Genomic DNA, 20,624 nt, shown 5'->3' with positions numbered 1-20,624 from the left:
AATCCGCATTTAACTAAAAGTCGCCTTAATGACGCTCCGACCCTCTGCGAGATGCTGTTCCCGGATCGTGACCAGCGGCACTTTGAAGGGGGACTGAGTGACACCGTCCTGGACGCAAGGCGAATGAGTACGAGTATCGCTGCGCCGAGTAACGCGGCACGGAAGTCGAAAAATTTCTCGCAAAGCCATTCGCGGAAATCTTCCCGGCAAATGACCACGATTAATTGGCTTGGCGCCGCGGCGATCGGCTGCGTCGTGATGGGCGCCGGCTGGACCATCTACAGCAACGTCTTCGGCGCGAGCGTCTACCCGACCATGGGCGGCATCGGCTACGACGAGCCGGTGATCAAGCGGGCACCCAAGGTCGTGCTGCGCGAGGCAGGCGATGCCATCAAGGAAGCCTTCGCGCTGCTGCCCGACCGATTGCAGGTCACAGCCCCGATCTCGCGGGAGATGTTCAACGAGCGCTTCGCTGCGGCCGCGACGCAAGGCGTGCCCTCGAATGCAGCGAGCGCCGTGCCGTCCACCCAGGTCGCGGTGGCCAAGGACGCGCCGAAGCAGAGCGTGATCGCGAAGGTCGCCGAAGCGCTGAAGCCGGCGGCTCCGGCCAAGACCGCCACTGACAAGACAACCGACAAGGCCAAGCGTGCTCCGGATGCCCAGATCCAGCTCGCCTCGGCCGATCCGGCCCAGATCGTGCCGGCGCCTGAAGCGAAGACATCGTTCGCGGACCGCGCCAAGGCTGCGGTGATGTCGATCACCGGGCCGCGCCAGTCGATGGTGGAAAAGCTCTGGGGCAAGCGTGAGCCGTCCGGCGGGCTGCTCGCCTATGCCTCGGCCGATGCCAGCATCACCGCTGCCATCGCGCCGAAGGAGCAGAATCCGATGCTCGGCGGCGCGCCGCCCTATGAGCGCGACACCGCGGTCTACGACATCATGGCCAAGACGGTGTATCTGCCCGACGGCACCAGGCTCGAGGCGCATTCCGGCCTTGGCGCCAACCGCGACGATCCGAGCTCGCGCCGCCTGCGCATGCGCGGTGTGACTCCGCCCCACATCTACACGCTGAAGCCGCGCGAGGCGCTGTTCCACGGCGTGCCGGCGTTGCGCCTGACCCCGATCGGAGGCGAGAGCGCGATCTACGGCCGCGACGGCCTGCTCGCGCACACCTTCATGCTCGGGCCGGGCGGCGATTCCAACGGCTGCGTGTCGTTCAAGGACTATTATGCGTTCCTCGACGCCTACCGCAACAAGGGCATCCGCAAGCTCGCGGTGCTGGCGCGGGTGGAGTGAGGCGCGCTCACGCCGCCATGGTCTTGCGCAGCGCCATCTCGGTCGCGATCGCCTCCCGCACGGCGGGGCGCGCCTGCATGCGCGCGAGATAGGCCGACAGCGCCGGCCATTGCGCGATGTCGATTCCCGCGGGACGCAGCAGCAGCAAGGCCCAGGTGAGGTGCGCATCCGCCACCGTGAAGCTGTTGCCGACGAGGAATTCGCGCTCCGCCAGATGCGCAGATGGCACCGACAAGGTCTGCGTGATCCTTGCGCGCGGCTTGGCGAGCGAGCCGTCGTCCTTGTACCAGAAGGTCGGAAACAGGAACGCCTTGTGGATCTCGGCGCCGACGAAGCTCAGCCATTCCTGGAGGCGATAGCGAGCGGGCTCGCCGTTGTCAGGCGCAAGGCGGGCCTCCGGCTTCACGTCGGCGATGTATTGCAGCACGGCCGCGCTCTCGGTCAGCCGTTCGCCGTTCTCCAGCACCAGAACCGGCACCGCGCCCTTCGGCGACAGGTCGCGGAAATCGCTGCCGTCGTCCACGATCCGCTTGGTCCAGATATGGGCGAGGTGATATTCCGCCTCGATGCCGGCCTCCATCAGCGCGATGCGGCTCGAGAGCGAGCAGGCCATCGGAAAGAAATAGAGTTGCAGCATGGCCGGCTCCGTCAGGTCAGCGCATCGCTCTGCGCGATGATCGCGAAGCGGTCGGCGAGCTCGGCCAGCGCGACCTCGTGAATGGTCCGGGCATCCAGCGTGCCGCCGCGGCCGTCCGGCAGGTCGCGGGTGGCGCAGGCATCGGCGGCGATCGTCGTGCGCAGGCCGAGATCGAGCGCGGCGCGGGCGGTCGAGGAGACGCACATGTGGGTCATGAAGCCGGCCAGCACGATGTTCTTGCGCCCGGTTGCGGCAAGGCGTGCTTGCAGGTCGGTGCCGGCGAACGAGTTCGGCAGCGCCTTCTCGATCACGGGCTCGCTCGCGAGCGGTGTCAGGCGCTCAACGATCGCGCCGCGCGCGGCTTCGCGGTCGAACAGGCCGCCGGCGCGGCCCTTGTGCGCGACATGGAAGATCGCGGTGCCGCTCTCCCGTGCCCGGGCCAGCAAGCGCGCCGCCGCGGCGATCGCGGGTTGCGCATCGGGCAGGGCCAGCGGACCGGCGCAATATTCGTTCTGAATGTCGATCAGCACGAGGCAGGCCTCGTGGAGCTTCGGCGGATCGAGATCGGCGCCGGCGAGTTCGAGCAGGGTCTTCGGAGCGGTCATGCGGGTCAGGCCTTAAGAGGATAGCGGATGGGCGCGACATTAACGCAACGACGGCCTGCCATTGTGCAGGACTATTGCAGCTTATGGCTGCGAATTTGCAGGGCGCGGCGTCGCCTGCTAGGCTCGCCGCAATGAACTGGGACGATCTGCGCATCATTGCTGCGGTGAGGGACGAGGGCACTTATGCCGGCGCCAGCGCGCGGCTGCGCATCGACGAGACCACGGTCGGCCGCCGGCTGGCGCGGATCCAGCGCGATCTCGGCGTGCCGCTGTTCGATGCGGTGGACGGGCTGCGGCGGCCGACGCGCCACTGCGAGGCGGTGCTCGAACATGTCGGGGCGATGGCCGCCCACGCCGCCGCGATCGATCGCATCAAGGAGAGCCAGCCGGGCCCGGTCGGGCGCCTGCGCATCGCCTCGACCAACGCGGTCGCCGAAGAGCTGCTGGCGCCGCGGGCCAGCAGCTTCCTGCGCGATCATCCCGGCCTGACCCTGCAATTCCTCACCTCCAGCGGCAACGTGAAATTCTCGCGCTGGCAGGCCGACCTCGCCATCCGCCTGCGCAAGCCGGAGAAGGGCGACTTCACCATCTCCAAGCTCGGCGATGTCAGGCTGTATTTCTTCGAGCCCGCCGACCGCTCCGGCGGCGAGCCGATCGCCTGCGTCTATCCGGACGAGCTCGACAGCATTCCGGAAGCGCAGTTCCTGCGCGCGAAGCGGCTGACGAACGTCCGCTGCGTTACCGACAATGTCCGGATCATCCGGACCATGATCCAGTCGCACCAGGCCGTTGGCGTGCTGCCCGAGCACAGCTGCACCGCGCTGCTCGCCGACCGCGGCCTGCGTGCCACGCTGTTGTCGAAACGGCGCGACGTCTGGCTCCTGGTGCAGAACCATCTCAAGCGCGACGCGGCCACCCGCGTGACGATCGATTGGGTCAGGCACTGCTTCAAGGAAGTCTCGCAGCTCTGACGGCGGCGACGTTCAAGGCCTTCGCATTGAACGCGGTGCGCGCGAGGCGCGACCAAGATCACGGAGCAGGGATTGCGTGCGCGCCAAGGTTGCGTAATCTCGTGAGGACCTGACCGGGGCAAGCACATGACCACTCTTTCGCAAACCATCCGGCCCTCGCGAGCCCAGTCGCGGGAATGGAAGGCGATTCTCATCCTGATCCTGCTGGTCCCGGTGCTGTGGTCGCCGCTGCTCCTGTTTCGCTTCGTCCTGTACCAGCCGTTCAGCATCCCCTCGGGTTCGATGGCGCCGACGCTGCTGGTCGGCGACTACGTCTTCGCCGCGAAATACGCCTACGGCTACGGCCGCTATTCCCTCCCGTTCGCGCCATCCTGGATCTCGGGCCGCGTCCTTGCCGCCGACCCGGAATACGGCGACATCGTCGTGTTCCGGACGGCGAAGGACAATTCGGTCGACTACGTCAAGCGCGTGGTCGGGCTGCCCGGCGACCGCATCCAGATGCGGCAGGGCCGCCTCGTCCTCAACGACCGTCCGGTGACGCGCGTCGCCCTGGAGGCGAAGCCCGCCGGCTCAGCCTGTGGCGGCGACGACGAGGCGAAGGTCAAGCGCTGGCGCGAGACGCTGCCAAGCGGCGCGTTCTATGTCACCATCGATTGCGACGACGACGGTTTCCTGGACAATACCGCCGTCTTCACGGTGCCGCCGGGCCACTTCTTCGTGCTCGGCGACAACCGCGACAATTCCACCGACAGTCGCATGTCGACATTCGGTTTCGTGCCGATGGACAATTTGATCGGCAAGGTTACGCGGATCATCTGGTCAATCGACGAAGACGACGAGCCGCGCTTCGAGCGGATGGGCAAGGTGGAGTAGGGGGCATCGTTCGTCGAGCAACGGCCAACCGGTCAAAGGTGGTAGCCTTAGTCAAATGACTGATGCGATTACAGCGTTCGAGAACGCCGCAATTCTTAATTCTCTCGATCTTCAAGCTGCTCATCAATGTATTTGAGGCGTTCGTGGCAGAATTCGATTTCTACCTCGTCGTTACTTGTCTGGAATATCTTGAGCGCCTCTTGAAAGTGTTCCTTCGCTTGGTTGAGGTCCGTAACTAACGTGTCGTCACGTAGCGTTGCATGGTATAGAAATATTCGTCCAAGCTGTGTCTGAATATGCGCCCAATCATCTGGGTAGCGCTCCTTGCTGAATATTTCACCAGCTGAATTGGACGATGCTATTGCACGAAACAGGTAGAATTCCTTGAGTTCATCGTCCGTAGCGACGGACTGATCGAAAAAGAGATCTGACAGAGATTTGTGAGCTTCGGCGAAGGGCATCGGAAACGAGACTTCTGGAAAAGTTTCGATCGAAGCCAAATATGCGGAGATGGCTTGGACGCGCAAAAAGCGCGCTGCTTCAGATTCGATCCCTTGCATTCTAGCTTTGGTCGCCAGTACAACTCCGCAATTCGCCTTCGCGGTTCCCCAGACGCTAGCATCCGATGATCTAGAGGCTGCTTCTAATGCAGCGTTATACGCTTCGAGTGCCGTGTCCAAAAGAGATTGGTCTTGAAGCTCGGGGTTCTGCAGTTGATAGTTCTCCATGAAGGCGTTTCCGAGCGCATTGCAAGTAGTACCCAACACTTCGAGAGCCTCAGGGATTCCATGCAAGAGTTGTCGTATTTCGATTAGGATCCCGATGGCATCACCGATGATCTCTGGGCTTCGAGTTTCACGACCTTTTTGCAGGAGGCAATTGCTTAGTCCCACTTTTGCGGATGCGAGCCGATTTGCGTCGGGTGTGTCTGGTAAAGCTGCGAGAGATTTTCGATTGCAGTCAATCGCTTTGTCTATGAATTCAGCAGCAAGTTCGCTCAATGTGGCGGTAATGCTAGCGTTGCGATAGATAAGGCCAAGACGAAAGTAGAGCTTGGCTCGCTCTTCTGGATCATTCTGGACTAGCTCAGTTCTGAGTGCTGCTTCAAGCAAATCGGCTGCAATTAAGAACGGAGGATTAGTGGAGCGCCGTCCCACTTCATAGAGGTGCCCGGCGATCTCGTCCAAAATGTAGACCATTTCGCTTTGATCGAAGGGCTCGAAGAACTGCGCCGCCTGACGATAATGAATCTTAGCCGCATCGAAGTCACCCTTCAAAAGGCTGGTATCGCCGCGTGTGATTCTGATCTGAGCTTGCTTACGCACTTCGGTGAGCGTGCGTTCCTGTTGTTGAAAATCTTCTGCTTGCGCGAGCAAAGCGTCGACTTCTTCAAAGTTGCCTTCAGCAAGAGCGTGAGAGGCGGCAGTAGTAAAATTTGCGAGTTTGCTATCCGTGGACTCAATCGCTTGTATGCGAGCTCGCAGTTCCGCCCACTCCCTCGCTTTTTGCCGCAGGAAGTCGTCCACTTCTGCTAAGCTGGCTTGTGGATTTGAATGCTCAAATTGTCTCGATATTGCCTCGATTAGATTACGAGCTTCCCGGTAGGCGCGGTCTAGTTCGCGATCAGGCTGGAAGTCGGTGCCTTTGGCACACGCCTCAAGCTCCTCCTCGGTGATCTGTAGAACTGCGATAATCGGATCGATCGTTTTTGGATGGGGATTGGCGACCGTGCCTTTCTCGAGCTCGATGACGCGCCTAACCTTCGCTTGCGTTTGAAATGCATCTTCGGCCAACTGCAGTTGCGTAAGGCCGAGCGCCTTGCGCTTCTGGTAGATGAGCTTTCCTAGAGCTGCGCCAAAAGTGGGGTGGGGCATATACCGCATTTACTCCGCATATTATGCGCAGCTGGGCCGCACGTTTTCCGGTCGCGGCGCCTGTAACGTATCTAGGCGCAACAAAATGTCGTCCGGACGGCAATCACAAACACAGGATTGCTTCATGATACAGAGCAAGCATTTGGCGGCAATAGCCGCCGGTCTACAGCTTTTCTCATTTATACAGGCGAATATGGCGCTGGCAGCTGCAATCGTAGCCTTTGCCGGGGCGTTGATGGCGCTGTCAGAGATTGGCGAGGCTTGACGGCAACGCTAGTAACGCCCCCCAAAGAAAACCCCGGCATCGCTGCCGGGGTTTCGCATTCGTATCCGTGCCTGAACGGCTGGATCAGAAGTCCATGCCGCCCATGCCGCCGCCGGGGGGCATGGCCGGGCCGGCGCCGGCCTTCTTGGGCAGCTCGGCGACCATGGCTTCCGTGGTGATCAGCAGGGCTGCAACCGAGGCTGCGTTCTGGATCGCGGTACGGACCACCTTGGTCGGGTCGATGATGCCCTTCTTGACGAGGTCGGCATATTCGCCGGTCTGGGAGTCGAAGCCGTAATTGTAGGCCTTGTTCTCCAGGATCTTGCCGACGATGACCGAGCCGTCTTCACCGGCGTTGATCGCGATCTGGCGGGCGGGAGCCGACAGCGCCTTGCGCACGATCTCGACGCCGGTCTTCTGGTCGTCGTTCTTGGTGCGCAGGCCCTTGAGCTGCTCGGAGGCACGGAGCAGGGCGACGCCGCCGCCCGGAACGATGCCTTCTTCCACGGCCGCGCGGGTCGCATGCATCGCGTCATCAACGCGATCCTTGCGCTCCTTCACCTCGACCTCGGTCGCGCCGCCGACGCGGATCACCGCGACGCCGCCGGCGAGCTTGGCCAGACGCTCCTGGAGCTTCTCGCGATCGTAGTCCGAGGTGGTCTCCTCGATCTGCGCCTTGATCTGCGCCACGCGCGCCTCGATGTCGGCCTTCTTGCCGGCGCCGTTGACGATCGTGGTGTTCTCCTTGTCGATCATCACCTTCTTGGCGCGACCGAGCATGTTGAGCGTGACGTTCTCGAGCTTGATGCCGAGGTCTTCCGAGATCGCCTGGCCGCCGGTCAGGATCGCGATGTCCTGCAGCATGGCCTTGCGGCGATCGCCGAAGCCCGGCGCCTTGACGGCCGCGACCTTGAGGCCGCCGCGCAGGCGGTTCACGACCAGGGTCGCGAGCGCTTCGCCTTCGACGTCCTCGGCGACGATGACCAGCGGCTTGCCGGTCTGCACCACGGCCTCGAGCAGCGGCAGCAGCTCATTCAGCGAGGAGAGCTTCTTCTCGTTGATGAGGATGTAGGCGTCGTCCATTTCAACGCGCATCTTGTCGGCGTTGGTGACGAAGTAGGGCGAGATGTAGCCGCGGTCGAACTGCATGCCCTCGACGACGTCGAGCTCGGTCTCGAGCGACTTGGCTTCCTCGACGGTGATGACACCCTCGTTGCCGACCTTCTTCATGGCGTCGGAGAGGAACTTGCCGATCTCCTGGTCGCCGTTGGCCGAGATGGTGCCGACCTGGGCGATCTCCTCGTTCGAGGTGACCTTCTTGGAGTTCTTCTGCAGGTCCGCAACGACGGCCTCGACCGCGAGGTCGATACCGCGCTTGAGGTCCATCGGGTTCATGCCGGCGGCGACCGACTTGGCGCCTTCGCGCACGATGGCCTGGGCCAGCACGGTGGCGGTGGTGGTGCCGTCGCCGGCCGCGTCAGCGGACTTGGAGGCGACTTCGCGCACCATCTGGGCGCCCATGTTCTCGAACTTGTCCTCGAGCTCGATCTCCTTGGCGACGGTGACGCCGTCCTTGGTGATGCGGGGAGCGCCGAACGACTTGTCGAGCACGACGTTGCGGCCCTTCGGGCCGAGCGTGACCTTCACCGCGTTGGCGAGGATGTCGACGCCGCGCAGCATCTTGTCGCGCGCATCAACCGAGAATTTGACTTCTTTGGCTGCCATCTGGATTTTTCCTTGGATGTTTGACTGGAGGGAGGAGAGGGGCTCTTAAGCCGCCTTCTTCTTGGACTCGCTGACTTCGAGAACGCCCATCACGTCGCTCTCCTTCATGATCAGCAGGTCCTGGCCGTCGATCTTGACCTCGGTGCCGGACCACTTGCCGAACAGCACGCGGTCGCCGACCTTCAGGTCGATCGGGATCAGCTTGCCGGACTCGTCGCGGCCACCCGGGCCAACAGCGACGATTTCGCCCTGGGAGGGCTTTTCCTTGGCAGTGTCGGGAATGATGATGCCGCCAGCGGTCTTCTCTTCTGCGTCGATGCGCTTGACCACGACGCGGTCGTGAAGCGGACGGAATTTCATGCAGTCCTCCTAAGCATTTGCTCGGGTTGAGGTTTTGAGATTGTTAGCAGTCGGTGCCCGCGAGTGCTAGCACGCGCGGAGTTGAAATAGGACAGGAATTTTGCGGGGGCAAGGGTTTGTAGCAAAAAAATCAGCACTCGGAAGCGCGGATTGCCAGCTTCTCGCGCCATCGTTAACCGAGCCTCGCGCCCGTATTAGCACGGAGTCTTCTCTGCTGCTAACGCGTTGAATTTCAACAGCTTGTTAAACTTTTGGGCTTGAGATGAATTGTCAGTTTGCGTCACATTTCTCTCATGTGAGCGCATCAGTACCGGGTGGCTCGTAAGGCGCACACCGACCAAGCCGCCCCTTGAATGCGCTCCTGCAAAGGAGGTTTGGCATGGGACTGCGGAATGGGGCCGTTTCCGAGGATTTCCGGAAACAGATGCTGGGTTACGGGCTGACGACGGCACAGATCCTCTATCGGATGCCGGATCATCCCTCGCTGCTTCAGACCTACGTCTGGCAGAACTACGACATGTTTCCGAAATTCCCAGCGCTGAAGGATTTCCTGGCGTTCTGGCAGGAGAAGCTCGACGGCCCCCTCCATTCGGTCACCGTGGCGCATTCCAAGCTGATCAAGCCGGCCGAGCTGCGCGCCGTGGACGGCGTGTTCCGGCTGCATTGAAATGCAGACGGTGCCATAGGGCGGGCAAAGGCGCGTCCGCGCCGTGCCCGCGACCTCTCGCGATCCTCAACGGTGGGTACGCCTCGCTTTGCGCACGCCACGCGACCCGTTTCCGTGCTAGCCTCCCGGAATAACAACAGGGGAGGCACCCAATGGCCACGAAGACCAAATCGCGCGGTGCGGTGCAAGCCGTTGCCCGGAAGCGAAGCAGCGCCAAGGCCGCTGTGCGCGTGCCGGTCAAGCAGCCGGCGGCTCTGGCTCCGAAAAAGCCCGCGCGCCCGCGGCAACGCATCGCCATCAGCCATCACCGCGAGGAAGACTTCAAGGCCGACGGCCTGCGCGCCTACGCGAAATACCGCGACCTCGGCATTGCCGAGGCGACCCACGGTCTTGCGCAGGCGCATGTGATCCGCCTGCAGGGCCCGTGCAATCCCGCCGAGGTCTCCAAGCTGCACTTCCACGACGTCGAATTCCAGATGGTCTACGTGCTCAAGGGCTGGGTGAAGACCTACATGGACGGGCAGGGCGAGACGCTGATGAAGGAAGGCAGCGCCTGGACCCAGCCGCCGAAGATCAAGCACATGATCCTGGATTACTCCGACGACGTCGAGCTCTTGGAGGTGATCCTGCCGGCGGAATTCAAGACGGTAGAGTTGAAGGCTTGACGTCATTCCGGGGCGCGCGTGGCGCGCCCCGGAATCCATCGGACGACACCGCGTGCCGTAAAGTGGATTCCGGGCTCGCCGCTACGCGGCACCCCGGAATGACGAGTGAAGATCACGCCACCACCCCCACCACCGCGCCCATCAGACACGTGGTCAGCGTCCCCGACACGATCGACTTCAGCCCGAGCGCGTTGATCTCCTCGCGCCGCTCCGGCGCCATCACTCCCAAGCCACCGACCATGATGCCGAGGCTGGCGAAATTGGCGAAGCCGCACATCGCGTAGAGCATGATCAGGCGCGAGCGCGGATCGAGCGCGCCGGGCGGCAGCTTCGAGAAGTCGACATAGGCGATCAATTCGTTGAGCACGGTCTTGGTGCCCATCAGGCTGCCGGCGGTGACCGCTTGATCCCACGGCAATCCCATCAGCCAGCACACCGGCGCCATGACGAGGCCAAGCAGACGCTGCAGCGAGATCGCGGCACCGCCGACATGAGGCAGCAGGCCGAGCGTGGCGTTGACGAGATAGACCAGCGCCACCAGCACCAGCAGCATGGCGACGATGTTGAGCAGCAGTTCGAGGCCGGCGGTGGTGCCTTTCACGATCGCGTCCATCGTGCCCGACATTTCCATTTCGGGATCTTCAAGCGTGCCGCCGGTGCGCTTGTCCGAGATTTCAGGCACCATGATCAGGCTGATGAGGATCGCGGCCGGCGCGCCCAGCACGGACGCGATGACGAAATGCGCGGCGGCATCGGGGATGAGAGGCGCCAGCAGCGTCGCATAGAGCACCAGCACGGTGCCGGCGATGCCCGCCATGCCGCCGGTCATCACCAGGAACAATTCGCTGCGCGTCATCTGTGCCAGATACGGCCGCACGAACAGCGGGGCCTCGACCATGCCGAGAAAGACGTTGGCGGCGGTCGACAGGCCCACCGCGCCGCCGACGCCGAGCGTCCGCTCCAGCAGCCAGGCCATGCCGCGCACGATCGGCGGCAGCACGCGCCAGTGGAACAGCAGCGTCGTCAGCACGCTCATGACCAGCACGATCGGCAGCGCCTGGAACGCCAGGATGAAATCTGCGCCCGGCACCTTGACGTCGAAGGGCAGGGGCCCGCCGCCGATATAGCCGAACACGAAGGCGGATCCGGCGCGCGAGGCCGCGGAGATCGCGCCGACCGCGTCGTTGATGGTGCCAAAGGCGTGCGCGACGATCGGCAGCTTCAGCAGCACGAGGGCGGTGACGAAGGTCGCGGCGAGGCCGATCGCCGCCTGCCGCAGCGAGACCGCGCGACGGTTCTCGCTCAGCACCAAGGCGATCAACAGCAGTGCGAAAATGCCGAGTGCCGATTGCAGCCGCAGCATGATGTCCCCGAACCCTCGGCAATTATGGCCGCACCGGCCTTGCAAAGGCAATGCCGTTGGGCGCGGAAGTCCGAGATGCTCTCGTGTCCCGGACAAGCCGCAACGCATCAGCGTTGCGGCGCAGGGCCGGGACCCAGACGACCAAGCGCGAGATCGCGGAGGCATGGGCCCCGGCTCAGCAGCGCGTCATTGCATGCCGCGCTGCGTCCGGGGCACGAGACCCAGCACAAAGGAATCAATGAGATCCCTACTGTGCATGGGGTTGTTTTCGCAATTTTGGGTCAGCCCCGCCCCACGAACGGCATCTTCGTCGCCATCACCGTCATGGTCAGCACGTTGGCATCGAGCGGCAGGCCGGCCATGTAGGCGACGGCGTCGCCGACCGCCTTGGCATCCATGCGCGGCTCGTGCTTGGTGGTGCCGTCCGGCTGCAGCACGCCGGGACCGTTGACCATGCGATCGGTCATCGGGGTCGCGGCATTGCCGATGTCGACCTGGCCGACCGCGATGTCGTACATGCGGCCGTCGAGATTGCTGGCCTTGGTCAGGCCGGTGATGGCGTGCTTGGTCGAGGTGTAGGCGGCCGAGAACGGCCGCGGCGCATGCGCCGAGATCGAGCCGTTGTTGATGATGCGGCCGCCGCGCGGGGTCTGGTCCTTCATGATGCGGAAGGCGTGCTGGGTGCACAGGAACGGCCCGGTGAGGTTGGTGTTCACCACCGCCTGCCATTGCTCGAGGCTGAGGTCCTCGAACGGCACGGCGGGCGCGCCCATGCCGGCATTGTTGAAGAGCACGTCGAGCCGGCCATAGGTCGCCTTCACCTTGTCGAACAGCGCGGCGATGGAATCCGGCTTGGTCATGTCGGCGGTGACGCACAGGCTTTTTCCTGCCGGGCCGAGCTTTGCGGTCTCCTCGAGCATGTCGAGCCGGCGCCCCGCGAGCACGACGGTGAAGCCGGTATTCATCAGCGCCAGCGAGGCCGCGCGCCCGACTCCGGTGCCGGCGCCCGTCACCAATGCGATCTTTTTTGCTTCGCTCATCGTTTCCTGCCTTTGCTCATGTTGTCAGGTTTTTGGCTCTTTTTCGTTTTGTAGGGCGGCCGCGGAATGTTCTGATGCGCTGCGCGCAGCGCCGCCGACCAGCGCGAGCGCAGGTCGTGGAAATAGGGCTCGCCCGCCTCGATGCGGTGGTTGAGGTCGGCCTCGCAGGCGTCCGACCGCACCACCAGCACGTCGATGGGAAGGCCGACGCCGAGATTGGAGCGCATCGTCGAGTCCATCGAGATCAGGCCGGTCTTCAGCGCCTCGTAGAGCTCGACGTCGTAATGCATGGCGCGGTCGAGCACCGGCTTGCCGTATTTGTGCTCGCCGATCTGCAAATAGGGCGTGTCGGTGGTGCACTCGATGAAATTGCCGGCGGTGTAGACCATGAACAGGCGCATCCGCGAGCCCTTGATCTGGCCGCCGAACAGGAAGGAGACGTCGAAGGACACGTCCTCGGACTTCAAGGCAGGGCCTTCGGTGGCGTGCACCGCCCGGATCGCCCGGCCGATGCGCTGGGCGGCCTGGAACATGGTCGGCGCGTTCATCAGCGTTTCGAGCTCGCCCGTGTTGGGGTCCTCCAGGCCTTCGGTCAGCGTGGAGAGCACCGACTGGCTGATGGCGAGGTTGCCGGCGCTGGCGATCGCCATGATGCGCTCGCCGGGCTTGGAGAAGATGTGGAGCTTGCGGAACGTGGAGACGTTGTCGAGGCCGGCATTGGTGCGGGTGTCGGCGATCATCACCAGACCGTCCCGAACCAGAATTCCGCAGCAATAGGTCATTTCCATTCCCCGAACGCGTTTGCGCGGAATTACTAGCCAATTTCAAGGAGGCATGAAACCCCCGATTCCAACCGTCATTCCGGGGCGCGACGAAGTCGCGAGCCCGGAATCCATTCATCGACGAATTATGAGGCCCGATGGATTCCGGGCTCGCGCTGCGCGCGCCCCGGAATGACGGCGTGAGACGGCAGCTTATTCGCCGGCATCAACAAGAAACGCCTCGTCCACCGGCACGCCGAGCGCCGTCACCAGGCGGTTGGTCTCCGCGGCCATGCCGACGATGGCGAGCATCTCGGCATATTCGGCCTCGCTCATGCCCTTGGCGCGCGCAGCGGCGGTGTGCGAATGAATGCAATAGCTGCAGCCATGTGCGATCGAAACCGCCACGTAAAGCATTTCCTTGACCTTGGGATCGAGCGCACCGGGCGCCATCACCTCCTTGATGCTCTCCCAGGTCCGCCGCAACGTCTTCGGATCATGCGCCAGCGCGCGCCAGAAATTGTTGACGAAGTCCGACTTTCGCACCTTGCGGATATCGTCGAAGACGGCGCGCGCTTCAGGGGAGAGCTCATCGTCCGAAAGCAGTTTTACAGTGGCCATGGGTACCTCGCGGAGGGCTGGTCCCGCGAGTGTAGCATGGCTGATGCGATCCGACGGCTGCGGTTAGCTCTGCCGCTGGGATTGCGATTGCGACGGCCCGCCGCGGCCGGCCTGCTCGACCTTCACGGCCACCGTCAGCGTCTCCGTGCCGCCGCCGTAGCGGGTGCCGCGCACCGGGGCCGCGCCGAGATAGTCGAGCCCGATCGCGACGCGGACATGGGCGTCGGTGGCGCAGATGCTGTTGGCGGGATCGAAGCCGACCCAGCCGAGGTCGGGCACGAAGGCTTCCGCCCAGGCGTGCCCGGCGTCCTGATGCAACAGACCGTCCGCGCGCAGGAAGTGACCGGAGACGAAGCGCGCCGGCACGCCGCCGGCGCGGGCGCAGGCAATGAAGATGTGCGCGTAGTCCTGGCACACCCCGCGCTTGAGCGTGAATGCCTCCGCCGCCGAGGTGCCGCTATGGGTCGGGTCCTCGTCGAAGGTCATGTGGTCGGCAATCTCGGTCATCAGCGTATGCAGGAAGCCGAGCGTGTCGCTCTCGGCCTCGCTGCGCAACTGACGCGCCACCGCCGTCATCGCCGGATTGACGGAGGTGAGATCGGTCGAGCGCAGGAACATGCCCACCGGAAAGCGTTCGTCGGTGCCGCGCAGCACGCCGCCGGTATCGTGGGTCTCGATCAGCCCTTCGGCGGTGATCTGGATGTCGCCGACCGGCCCGCAGGACAGCACATGGGTGACGTTGCCGAACGCATCCTCATGCGTGTCGAGCTTGGTGTCGGTGGAGACGTCGATCTGCCATTCCGCCACATATTGCCCGTCATGGCTGCCGGGCGTCATGCGCAGGATCTGGATCACGCTCGTGGCCGGCGGCTCGTAGCGATAGGTCGTGGTGTGCAGGATTCGCAGGCGCATGGTGGTTTGATTCCGTCATTCCGGGGCGGTCCGCAGGACCGAGCCCGGAATCTCGAGGTTCCGGGTCTGGTCCTTCGGACCATCCCGGAACGACAGCGTGGGTCAGATCAAATACTGCTTCGTGATGATTTCGCCCAGCCTGGAATTGTCCGTGATGAATTCCTGAATGAATTCATGCACGCCGTGCTGGAAAATGTCGTTCATGTTGCTGTGCTCCAGCCGGTTGCGGATGCCGCGGGCGTGGCGCTGGGCCGCGCCCTGGCGGCCATAGGCGACGCCGATCTGGTCGAGGTTGCGCACGAGATTGCCATAGCAGCTGGCTAGCGAGCGCGGCAGCGTGTCGTTGAGGATGAGCAGGTCCGCGATCAGCCAGGGTTTCAGCGTCTCGCGATAGACCCAGTGATAGGCGGTCAGCGCCGACACCGAGCGCAGGATTGAGCTCCACTGGTAGAAGTCGAGCGGGCCGCCGACATGCTCCTCCTCGGGCAGCAGCACGTGATATTTCACGTCGAGAATGCGCGCGGTGTTGTCGGCGCGCTCCAGGTGCACGCCCATCCGCGAGAACCAATAGGCGTCGTTGCGCAGCATGGTCCGGTAGGCAGAACCGTCGAAGCGCAGCGAGGTCTCCTGCACGAAGCGGAGGAATCTTGCGAGTTCCTCGCGCGTCGAGGTGCCCTTGCTCCACACCGCCTGAAGCTCGATCCAGGCCGAGTTGATGGTGTCCCACATCTCGCTGGTCAGCGCGGTGCGCACCGAACGCGAGTTCAGCCGCGCCGCCTCGATGCAGTTCCTGATCGAGGACGGATTGTCCGCGGAGAACGAGAGGTATTCGACGACGTTGTGCTCGTTGGCTTCCTCATAGGTCTGGTAGAAGCTGGCGGCGACGCCGGCGGTGAGCAGCGCCGAGTCCCATTCGTTGGTCTTGCCGATATAGGCGGCGGGAAGCGCGGTGACGCGCAGCGTTGCGTCGATGGTGCGCGCGAGATATTCGGCCCGTTCGACGTAGCGGGCGAGCCAGTAGAGGTTTTCGGCGGTACGCGACAGCATCTGTCTACTCGTCCAGGATCCAGGTGTCTTTGGTGCCGCCGCCCTGGCTCGAATTCACCACCAGGGAGCCTTCCTTCAGCGCAACACGTGTCAGGCCGCCCGGCACGATGGTCGTGCTCTTGCTGCCCGTGAGCACGAAGGGCCGAAGATCGACATGGCGCGGTGCGAGGCCGGATGCGGTGCAGGTCGGGCAGGTCGAAAGCGCCAGCGTCGGCTGCGCGATGAAACCCTCCGGCTCGCGCTTGAGCTTGTCGCGGAACGCTTCGATCGTCGCTTTCGTCGCAGCGGGGCCGATCAGCATGCCGTAACCGCCGGAGCCGTGGACTTCCTTGACGACGAGCTCGCTCAGATTGTCCAGCACGTAGGCCAGATCCTTCGGCTCACGGCAGCGCCAGGTCGGTACGTTCTTCAGGATCGGCTCCTCGCCGAGATAGAATTTCACGATGTCCGGCATGTAGGAGTAGATCGCCTTGTCGTCGGCGATCCCGGTGCCGACGGCATTGGCGAGGGTGATGTTGCCGGCCGCATAGGCCGACATCAGCCCGGGCACGCCGAGCACGGAATCGGGCCGGAAGGTGAGGGGGTCGAGGAAGTCGTCGTCGACGCGGCGATAGATCACATCGACCCGCTTCAGCCCTTCCGTCGTCCGCATGAACACTTCGTTGTTCTTGACGATGAGATCGCGGCCCTCGACCAGCTCGATGCCGAGCTTGTCGGCAAGGAACGAGTGCTCGTAATAGGCCGAGTTGTAGACGCCGGGGGTGAGCAGGGCCACCGTCGGCTCGCTGGATGCACTTAGCGGCGCGACCGAGCGCAAGGCAGAGAGCAGCTCGTCCGGATAGCGCTCGACCGGCGCCACTCTGTGGCGGGCGAACAGATCCGGAAACAGCCGCATCATGATCTCGCGGTTTTCCAGCATGTAGGACACACCCGAGGGCGTGCGGGCGTTGTCTTCCAGCACGATGAAGTCCTCGGCGTCGACCCGGACGATGTCGATGCCGGCGATGTGCACGTAGACGTCGTGCGGCACATGCTGGCCGTTCATCTCAGGTCGGAACACCGGATTCTGGAAGATCAGATCGTCAGGCACGATCTCGGCGCGGAGGATGTCGCGGCTGTGATAGATGTCGCGCAGGAACATGTTGAGCGCGCGCACGCGCTGCTTCAGGCCCTTCTCCAACAGGGTCCATTCCTTGCCGGACATGATTCGCGGTATGACGTCGAAGGGGATCAGGCGTTCGGTGGACTCGGCCTCGCCGTAGACCGCGAAGGTGATGCCGATCCGGCGGAACAGGAGCTCGGCCTCCTGGCGGCGATATTCGAGCGCCTCGGGGGGCGTCTCCTTGAGCCAGCGCGCCAGCTCCTGATAGGCGGGGCGAAGGTCCCCGCCGGGAATGTTCATTTCATCAAACGCGACTGCCATAGATCCCGACTTGTCTCCGCAAGGCGTTGCGCCATTGGACAGGCCGCAAGGCCTTGTTGAAGACCGCAACGTCCTGTGGCCATGCGGCAAGAGTGCATGACTTTCATGTGGTAGCAAGGGCCGGGCCAGCGCGATAAGCATGGCTTGGCAGCATTTGCCGGGGGTGGCCGGCGGCCTGCCCGAAAAAATGGCGGAGGACTGCTTATTTCGGCAGCAAAACCGCGTGACTTCAACGCGTTACCCCGGCAAAGTCGGTGCTACAGGTGAGGGACTTGAGTTATGAGCGAGATCGTCACGGCGGGCATTCTGGTCATTGGCGACGAGATCCTGTCCGGCCGAACCAAGGACAAGAATATCGGCTTCATCGCCGAATACCTGACCAATATCGGCATCGACCTGAAGGAAGTCCGGGTCGTCTCCGACGACGAGGCCGACATCATTGCGGCCCTGGATGCACTGCGGCATCGCTACACCTATGTCTTCACCACCGGCGGCATCGGGCCGACCCATGACGACATCACTGCCGATGCCGTCGCCAAGGCGTTCGGCGTCGGCATCGACCACCACCCGGAGGTCGTCGCCCGTTTTCGCGAGCGCTGGAGCGAGCAGGACCTCAACGAGGCCCGCCTGCGCATGGCCCGCATCCCCGACGGCGCCGAGCTGATCCAGAGCGCGACCATCCTGGCCCCCGGATTCAAGATCGGCAATGTCATCGTCATGGCGGGCGTGCCCTCGATCATGCAGGCGATGATGGACATCGTCGCGCCCAAGCTGAAATCGGGCGTGCGCATGCTCTCCGACACGGTGCGGGCCAACGCGCGCGAGGGCGACATCGGCGGCCCGCTGCGGGCGATCGCCGCCGCCCATCCCGACACCATCATCGGCAGCTATCCCTTCATGGACGAGGAATCGAAGCCGAACACCAACCTGGTGGTGCGCTCGCGCGATCCGGAGAAGCTGGCGGCAGCGATGGCTGCGGTGAAGGAGATGCTGGCAGGATTGAACGTCAGCCGTTAAAGCCCCGGCTTGCTGGACGGTTTACGACGCAGGAGACGACAATGGCTGGTGACGCACCGGAACTGAGCGCACAGGAGCGGGCGGGCAAGGCCTTTCCGGTCTCGTGGGACCAATTCCACCGGGATTGCCGGGCGCTGACCTGGCGGCTCAACGAGGTCGGTCCGTTCCACGCGGTGATCGCGATCACGCGCGGCGGCCTCGTGCCGGCCGCGATCGTGGCCCGTGAGCTCGGCGTGCGCGTGATCGATACGGTCTGTATCGCCAGCTACGATCACGACAAGCAGGGCGAGCTCCAGGTCCTCAAGGGCATTTCGGAACAGGCCATGAAGCTTGGCGGCGGCACCGGCAAGGGGCTGTTGATCGTCGACGACCTCGTCGACACCGGCAAGACCGGCCGGCTGGTGCGCGAGATGCTGCCGGACGCGCATTTCGCCACCGTCTACGCCAAGCCGAAGGGCCGCCCGCTGGTCGACACCTTCATCACCGAGGTCTCGCAGGACACCTGGATCTTTTTCCCCTGGGACACCGCGCTGTCCTACCACCCGCCGCTGCGCGACGGGGCGGCGTGAGGTGTTCGTCGTTCCGGGGCGCGAAGCGAACCCGGAATCTCGAGATTCCGGGTTCGATGCTGCGCATCGCCCCGGAATGACGGTACCGAAAAAATGCCCCTGCAAAACCGCGTCACGCCCACCGGCGACATCATCGCCACCCCGCATCGCGGCATGTTCACCGGCAATCGCGGCATCATCCACGATCCCGCGACGAAGTCTCTGCTGAAGAAGCGCTGGTCGTCACCGGCGTGGATCACCTGCCTGTGCGAATTCCGCGGCTGGCGGCGGCCGGTGATGGCGCGGCGGAGCTGGACCGAGCTGTTCTTTCTCGACGAAGCCACCGCGCTTGCCGCGGGGCACCGCCCCTGCTTCTTCTGCCGCCGCGACGATGCCAACCGCTTCCGCGCAGCATGGGAGCAGGGCAATGGCGTAAGCAAGGTGAGCGCAAAGGAGATGGACGCGCAGCTGCATCGGGAGCGTCTCGATCGCGGCCGCAAGCGGTTGCACCCGCTGCAAGTGGCGCTCGCAGACTTGCCGGATGGCGCGATGGTGCAGCTGGGCGAGGAGAGCTTTCTGATGAAGAAAGGCCGGGCGCGGCTATGGTCTCCCGCCGGCTATACCCGCACCGAGCGCGAGCCGGCCGGCCCGATGTTGCTGACGCCTCCGTCCGCATTGCGGGCGCTGAGCGCCGGATATCGGCCGGCGCTGCATCCGACGGCTCTGGACTAGCGGAGCCGTTTGCAGGTCGCCGCCATCATCCCAGCTTCTCGCGTGCCAGCGCCGCGCCCGCGCCGAGCGCCATCAGCTTGGCTTCGGCGATCTCGCGCCGCATCGGGGCCATGCCGCAATTGGTGGTGGCGATGATGTTGCTTTTGGGCACGAACTTCGACACGGCGTCGATCACCTGGACGACGTCCTCGGCGGTCTCCACCTCGTCGCTGGCGACGTCGATCACGCCGGCCTGCACGATCTTGTTCTTCAGGAGCCCGAGCAGGTCGAGCGGCACCTTCGAATTGCGGCATTCGACCGCGACCTGCTGGATCGGGCTCGCGTCGATCGCCGGGAAGATCTGCTCGTATTGCCGCCATTGGCTGCCCAGCGTCTCCTTCCAGTCGGTGTTGGCCTTGATGCCGTAGCCGTAGCAGATGTGCACGGCGGTGGTGCAGGTCAGCCCCTGCGCGGCGCGTTCCAGCGCCGTGATGCCCCAATCGTTGACCTCGTCCATGTAGACGTTGAAGGCAGGCTCGTCGAACTGCACGAGATCGACGCCGTCGGCCTGCAAGGCCTTGGCTTCCTCGTTCAAGAGCTCGGCGAAGGCAAACGCCATCTTGACGCGGTCGCCATAATAGCGATCGGCGATGGTGTCGATGATGGTCATCGGGCCGGGCAGCGTGAATTTCAGCTTCTTCCTGGTGTGCGTGCGGGCCACGCGCGCCTCGAAGGCATGGACGCGATCTTTCAGCCGGAGCGGCGCGACCACCTGCGGCACCATCGCCTTGTAGCGGTCTTTCCGGATGCCCATCTCGACCTTGTGGGCGAAATCGATGCCTTCGATTTTCTCCAGGAAGCCGTGGACGAAATGCTGACGGGCCTGCTCGCCCTCGGTGACCACGTCGATGCCGGCGTCCTCCTGGATCTTCAGCCAGATCAGCGTCGCGTCGCGCTTGGCGCGGAGAAGCTCGTCGCCCTGCGATTTCCAGGGCGCCCAGAGCATGTTGGGCTCGGCGAGCCATTCCGGCTTCGGCAAGGAGCCGGCGATCGTGGTTGGAAACAGCATGGCGGCCCTCCCGGCAGGTTGTGTTGCGCCCCTTCCTGCCATGTCCTAACGTCGAGGTACAGAACAACGAAAGTCGCTCGCCATTCCAGCCGCGGCGACAGGGAAGGGCCGAGGAAAGAGCCGTTCGGCGAGGGAATCACGCAAGATCATGTTCGGCAAGCGTGCGAGGAAGGGTTG

22 protein-coding genes are annotated in these 20,624 nt (G+C 63.7%); 9 read left to right on the top strand and 13 right to left on the bottom strand.

Annotated elements, in window-relative coordinates; translation table 11 throughout:
• The first annotated feature begins 210 nt into the window (after positions 1-210).
• Positions 211-1,293, top strand: coding sequence for a DUF2778 domain-containing protein (locus K410_RS0124395; protein WP_028137292.1), 1,083 nt, complete (start codon positions 211-213; stop codon positions 1,291-1,293).
• Positions 1,294-1,300: 7 nt separating this feature from the next.
• On the opposite strand, the gene K410_RS0124390 is transcribed toward K410_RS0124395, so the two are convergent.
• Positions 1,301-1,930: a glutathione binding-like protein gene (locus K410_RS0124390; RefSeq protein ID WP_028137291.1), complete on the bottom strand. Its 630-nt coding sequence runs from the start codon at positions 1,928-1,930 to the stop codon at positions 1,301-1,303.
• 11 nt (positions 1,931-1,941) lie between these two features.
• Positions 1,942-2,535, bottom strand: a complete 594-nt coding sequence (locus tag K410_RS0124385; protein WP_028137290.1) for a cysteine hydrolase family protein — start codon at positions 2,533-2,535, stop codon at positions 1,942-1,944.
• Between the two features lie 131 nt (positions 2,536-2,666).
• On the opposite strand from K410_RS0124385, the gene K410_RS0124380 reads away from it, so the two are divergent.
• Together K410_RS0124380 and lepB are read left to right on the top strand one after the other, a co-directional pair.
• Positions 2,667-3,506, top strand: a complete 840-nt coding sequence (locus tag K410_RS0124380) for a LysR family transcriptional regulator (RefSeq protein ID WP_028137289.1) — start codon at positions 2,667-2,669, stop codon at positions 3,504-3,506.
• A gap of 126 nt (positions 3,507-3,632) precedes the next feature.
• Positions 3,633-4,379 carry a signal peptidase I gene (gene lepB, locus K410_RS0124375; RefSeq protein ID WP_028137288.1) on the top strand — a complete coding sequence of 249 codons (747 nt, stop codon included), beginning with the start codon at positions 3,633-3,635 and terminating at the stop codon, positions 4,377-4,379.
• A gap of 95 nt (positions 4,380-4,474) precedes the next feature.
• Here lepB and K410_RS0124370 read toward each other — a convergent pair whose 3' ends face one another.
• Positions 4,475-6,253 carry a helix-turn-helix domain-containing protein gene (locus K410_RS0124370; RefSeq protein ID WP_155253572.1) on the bottom strand — a complete coding sequence of 593 codons (1,779 nt, stop codon included), beginning with the start codon at positions 6,251-6,253 and terminating at the stop codon, positions 4,475-4,477.
• 124 nt (positions 6,254-6,377) lie between these two features.
• Here K410_RS0124370 and K410_RS39780 point away from each other — a divergent pair, with 124 nt between their 5' ends.
• Positions 6,378-6,518: a hypothetical protein gene (locus K410_RS39780; protein ID WP_155253571.1), complete on the top strand. Its 141-nt coding sequence runs from the start codon at positions 6,378-6,380 to the stop codon at positions 6,516-6,518.
• An 84-nt stretch (positions 6,519-6,602) separates the two neighbouring features.
• Here K410_RS39780 and groL read toward each other — a convergent pair whose 3' ends face one another.
• Both groL and K410_RS0124355 read right to left on the bottom strand, forming a co-directional pair.
• On the bottom strand, positions 6,603-8,243 hold the full coding sequence (groL, locus tag K410_RS0124360) for a chaperonin GroEL (RefSeq protein WP_028137286.1): 1,641 nt from the start codon (positions 8,241-8,243) through the stop codon (positions 6,603-6,605).
• A gap of 45 nt (positions 8,244-8,288) precedes the next feature.
• Entirely contained in the window at positions 8,289-8,603 is a 315-nt protein-coding gene (locus tag K410_RS0124355; protein ID WP_028137285.1) for a co-chaperone GroES, read from the bottom strand.
• A 379-nt stretch (positions 8,604-8,982) separates the two neighbouring features.
• On the opposite strand from K410_RS0124355, the gene K410_RS37205 reads away from it, so the two are divergent.
• Positions 8,983-9,270, top strand: a complete 288-nt coding sequence (locus tag K410_RS37205) for an usg protein (protein WP_049820194.1) — start codon at positions 8,983-8,985, stop codon at positions 9,268-9,270.
• Positions 9,271-9,422: 152 nt separating this feature from the next.
• Positions 9,423-9,935, top strand: a complete 513-nt coding sequence (locus tag K410_RS0124345; RefSeq protein WP_028137284.1) for a cupin domain-containing protein — start codon at positions 9,423-9,425, stop codon at positions 9,933-9,935.
• A gap of 112 nt (positions 9,936-10,047) precedes the next feature.
• Here the strand turns inward: K410_RS0124345 and K410_RS0124340 are convergent, their stop codons facing one another.
• The 7 genes from K410_RS0124340 to K410_RS0124310 form a co-directional block, all read right to left on the bottom strand.
• Positions 10,048-11,298 carry a NupC/NupG family nucleoside CNT transporter gene (locus K410_RS0124340; RefSeq protein ID WP_028137283.1) on the bottom strand — a complete coding sequence of 417 codons (1,251 nt, stop codon included), beginning with the start codon at positions 11,296-11,298 and terminating at the stop codon, positions 10,048-10,050.
• Between the two features lie 281 nt (positions 11,299-11,579).
• Complete coding sequence (locus K410_RS0124335; protein ID WP_028137282.1) at positions 11,580-12,338, bottom strand: SDR family oxidoreductase; 759 nt, start codon at positions 12,336-12,338, stop codon at positions 11,580-11,582.
• A complete protein-coding gene (locus tag K410_RS37200) occupies positions 12,335-13,120 on the bottom strand; it encodes a proteasome-type protease (RefSeq protein WP_049820292.1) in 786 nt (261 codons plus the stop codon). The genes K410_RS0124335 and K410_RS37200 overlap by 4 nt, the downstream gene beginning before the upstream one ends.
• Before the next feature lie 192 nt (positions 13,121-13,312).
• Entirely contained in the window at positions 13,313-13,720 is a 408-nt protein-coding gene (locus K410_RS0124325; RefSeq protein WP_028137281.1) for a carboxymuconolactone decarboxylase family protein, read from the bottom strand.
• Positions 13,721-13,783: 63 nt separating this feature from the next.
• Positions 13,784-14,632, bottom strand: a complete 849-nt coding sequence (locus K410_RS0124320) for a transglutaminase family protein (protein WP_028137280.1) — start codon at positions 14,630-14,632, stop codon at positions 13,784-13,786.
• Between the two features lie 102 nt (positions 14,633-14,734).
• Positions 14,735-15,679: an alpha-E domain-containing protein gene (locus tag K410_RS0124315; protein WP_028137279.1), complete on the bottom strand. Its 945-nt coding sequence runs from the start codon at positions 15,677-15,679 to the stop codon at positions 14,735-14,737.
• Positions 15,680-15,683: 4 nt separating this feature from the next.
• Positions 15,684-17,102, bottom strand: a complete 1,419-nt coding sequence (locus K410_RS0124310) for a circularly permuted type 2 ATP-grasp protein (protein ID WP_028137278.1) — start codon at positions 17,100-17,102, stop codon at positions 15,684-15,686.
• 279 nt (positions 17,103-17,381) lie between these two features.
• Between K410_RS0124310 and K410_RS0124305 the strand changes: the two genes are divergently transcribed.
• The 3 genes from K410_RS0124305 to K410_RS0124295 all read left to right on the top strand — a co-directional run bounded on the left by K410_RS0124305 (position 17,382) and on the right by K410_RS0124295 (position 19,399).
• Positions 17,382-18,119: a competence/damage-inducible protein A gene (locus tag K410_RS0124305; RefSeq protein ID WP_028137277.1), complete on the top strand. Its 738-nt coding sequence runs from the start codon at positions 17,382-17,384 to the stop codon at positions 18,117-18,119.
• Positions 18,120-18,160: 41 nt separating this feature from the next.
• Positions 18,161-18,688 carry a xanthine phosphoribosyltransferase gene (gpt, locus tag K410_RS0124300; RefSeq protein WP_028137276.1) on the top strand — a complete coding sequence of 176 codons (528 nt, stop codon included), beginning with the start codon at positions 18,161-18,163 and terminating at the stop codon, positions 18,686-18,688.
• A 93-nt stretch (positions 18,689-18,781) separates the two neighbouring features.
• Positions 18,782-19,399 carry a hypothetical protein gene (locus K410_RS0124295; protein ID WP_028137275.1) on the top strand — a complete coding sequence of 206 codons (618 nt, stop codon included), beginning with the start codon at positions 18,782-18,784 and terminating at the stop codon, positions 19,397-19,399.
• A gap of 25 nt (positions 19,400-19,424) precedes the next feature.
• On the opposite strand, the gene K410_RS0124290 is transcribed toward K410_RS0124295, so the two are convergent.
• Entirely contained in the window at positions 19,425-20,447 is a 1,023-nt protein-coding gene (locus K410_RS0124290) for a methionine synthase (RefSeq protein WP_028137274.1), read from the bottom strand.
• Positions 20,448-20,624 lie beyond the last annotated feature (177 nt).

Origin of the sequence: Bradyrhizobium sp. 22 (assembly GCF_000482425.1) — a bacterium.
Lineage (GTDB): Bacteria > Pseudomonadota > Alphaproteobacteria > Rhizobiales > Xanthobacteraceae > Bradyrhizobium > Bradyrhizobium japonicum_B.
This window is presented reverse-complemented; position numbering and strand designations above follow the sequence as displayed.

Coding starts and splice junctions, on each gene's coding strand:
- K410_RS0124305 (WP_028137277.1), top strand. CDS start 17,382: ATGAGCGAGATCGTCACGGCGGGCATTCTGGTCATTGGCGACGAGATC.
- K410_RS0124340 (WP_028137283.1), bottom strand. CDS start 11,298: ATGCTGCGGCTGCAATCGGCACTCGGCATTTTCGCACTGCTGTTGATC.
- groL (WP_028137286.1), bottom strand. CDS start 8,243: ATGGCAGCCAAAGAAGTCAAATTCTCGGTTGATGCGCGCGACAAGATG.
- K410_RS0124295 (WP_028137275.1), top strand. CDS start 18,782: ATGCCCCTGCAAAACCGCGTCACGCCCACCGGCGACATCATCGCCACC.
- K410_RS37205 (WP_049820194.1), top strand. CDS start 8,983: ATGGGACTGCGGAATGGGGCCGTTTCCGAGGATTTCCGGAAACAGATG.
- K410_RS0124355 (WP_028137285.1), bottom strand. CDS start 8,603: ATGAAATTCCGTCCGCTTCACGACCGCGTCGTGGTCAAGCGCATCGAC.
- K410_RS0124310 (WP_028137278.1), bottom strand. CDS start 17,102: ATGGCAGTCGCGTTTGATGAAATGAACATTCCCGGCGGGGACCTTCGC.
- K410_RS0124335 (WP_028137282.1), bottom strand. CDS start 12,338: ATGAGCGAAGCAAAAAAGATCGCATTGGTGACGGGCGCCGGCACCGGA.
- K410_RS0124385 (WP_028137290.1), bottom strand. CDS start 2,535: ATGACCGCTCCGAAGACCCTGCTCGAACTCGCCGGCGCCGATCTCGAT.
- K410_RS37200 (WP_049820292.1), bottom strand. CDS start 13,120: ATGACCTATTGCTGCGGAATTCTGGTTCGGGACGGTCTGGTGATGATC.
- K410_RS0124320 (WP_028137280.1), bottom strand. CDS start 14,632: ATGCGCCTGCGAATCCTGCACACCACGACCTATCGCTACGAGCCGCCG.
- gpt (WP_028137276.1), top strand. CDS start 18,161: ATGGCTGGTGACGCACCGGAACTGAGCGCACAGGAGCGGGCGGGCAAG.
- lepB (WP_028137288.1), top strand. CDS start 3,633: ATGACCACTCTTTCGCAAACCATCCGGCCCTCGCGAGCCCAGTCGCGG.
- K410_RS39780 (WP_155253571.1), top strand. CDS start 6,378: ATGATACAGAGCAAGCATTTGGCGGCAATAGCCGCCGGTCTACAGCTT.
- K410_RS0124325 (WP_028137281.1), bottom strand. CDS start 13,720: ATGGCCACTGTAAAACTGCTTTCGGACGATGAGCTCTCCCCTGAAGCG.
- K410_RS0124290 (WP_028137274.1), bottom strand. CDS start 20,447: ATGCTGTTTCCAACCACGATCGCCGGCTCCTTGCCGAAGCCGGAATGG.
- K410_RS0124380 (WP_028137289.1), top strand. CDS start 2,667: ATGAACTGGGACGATCTGCGCATCATTGCTGCGGTGAGGGACGAGGGC.
- K410_RS0124345 (WP_028137284.1), top strand. CDS start 9,423: ATGGCCACGAAGACCAAATCGCGCGGTGCGGTGCAAGCCGTTGCCCGG.
- K410_RS0124390 (WP_028137291.1), bottom strand. CDS start 1,930: ATGCTGCAACTCTATTTCTTTCCGATGGCCTGCTCGCTCTCGAGCCGC.
- K410_RS0124370 (WP_155253572.1), bottom strand. CDS start 6,253: ATGCCCCACCCCACTTTTGGCGCAGCTCTAGGAAAGCTCATCTACCAG.
- K410_RS0124395 (WP_028137292.1), top strand. CDS start 211: ATGACCACGATTAATTGGCTTGGCGCCGCGGCGATCGGCTGCGTCGTG.
- K410_RS0124315 (WP_028137279.1), bottom strand. CDS start 15,679: ATGCTGTCGCGTACCGCCGAAAACCTCTACTGGCTCGCCCGCTACGTC.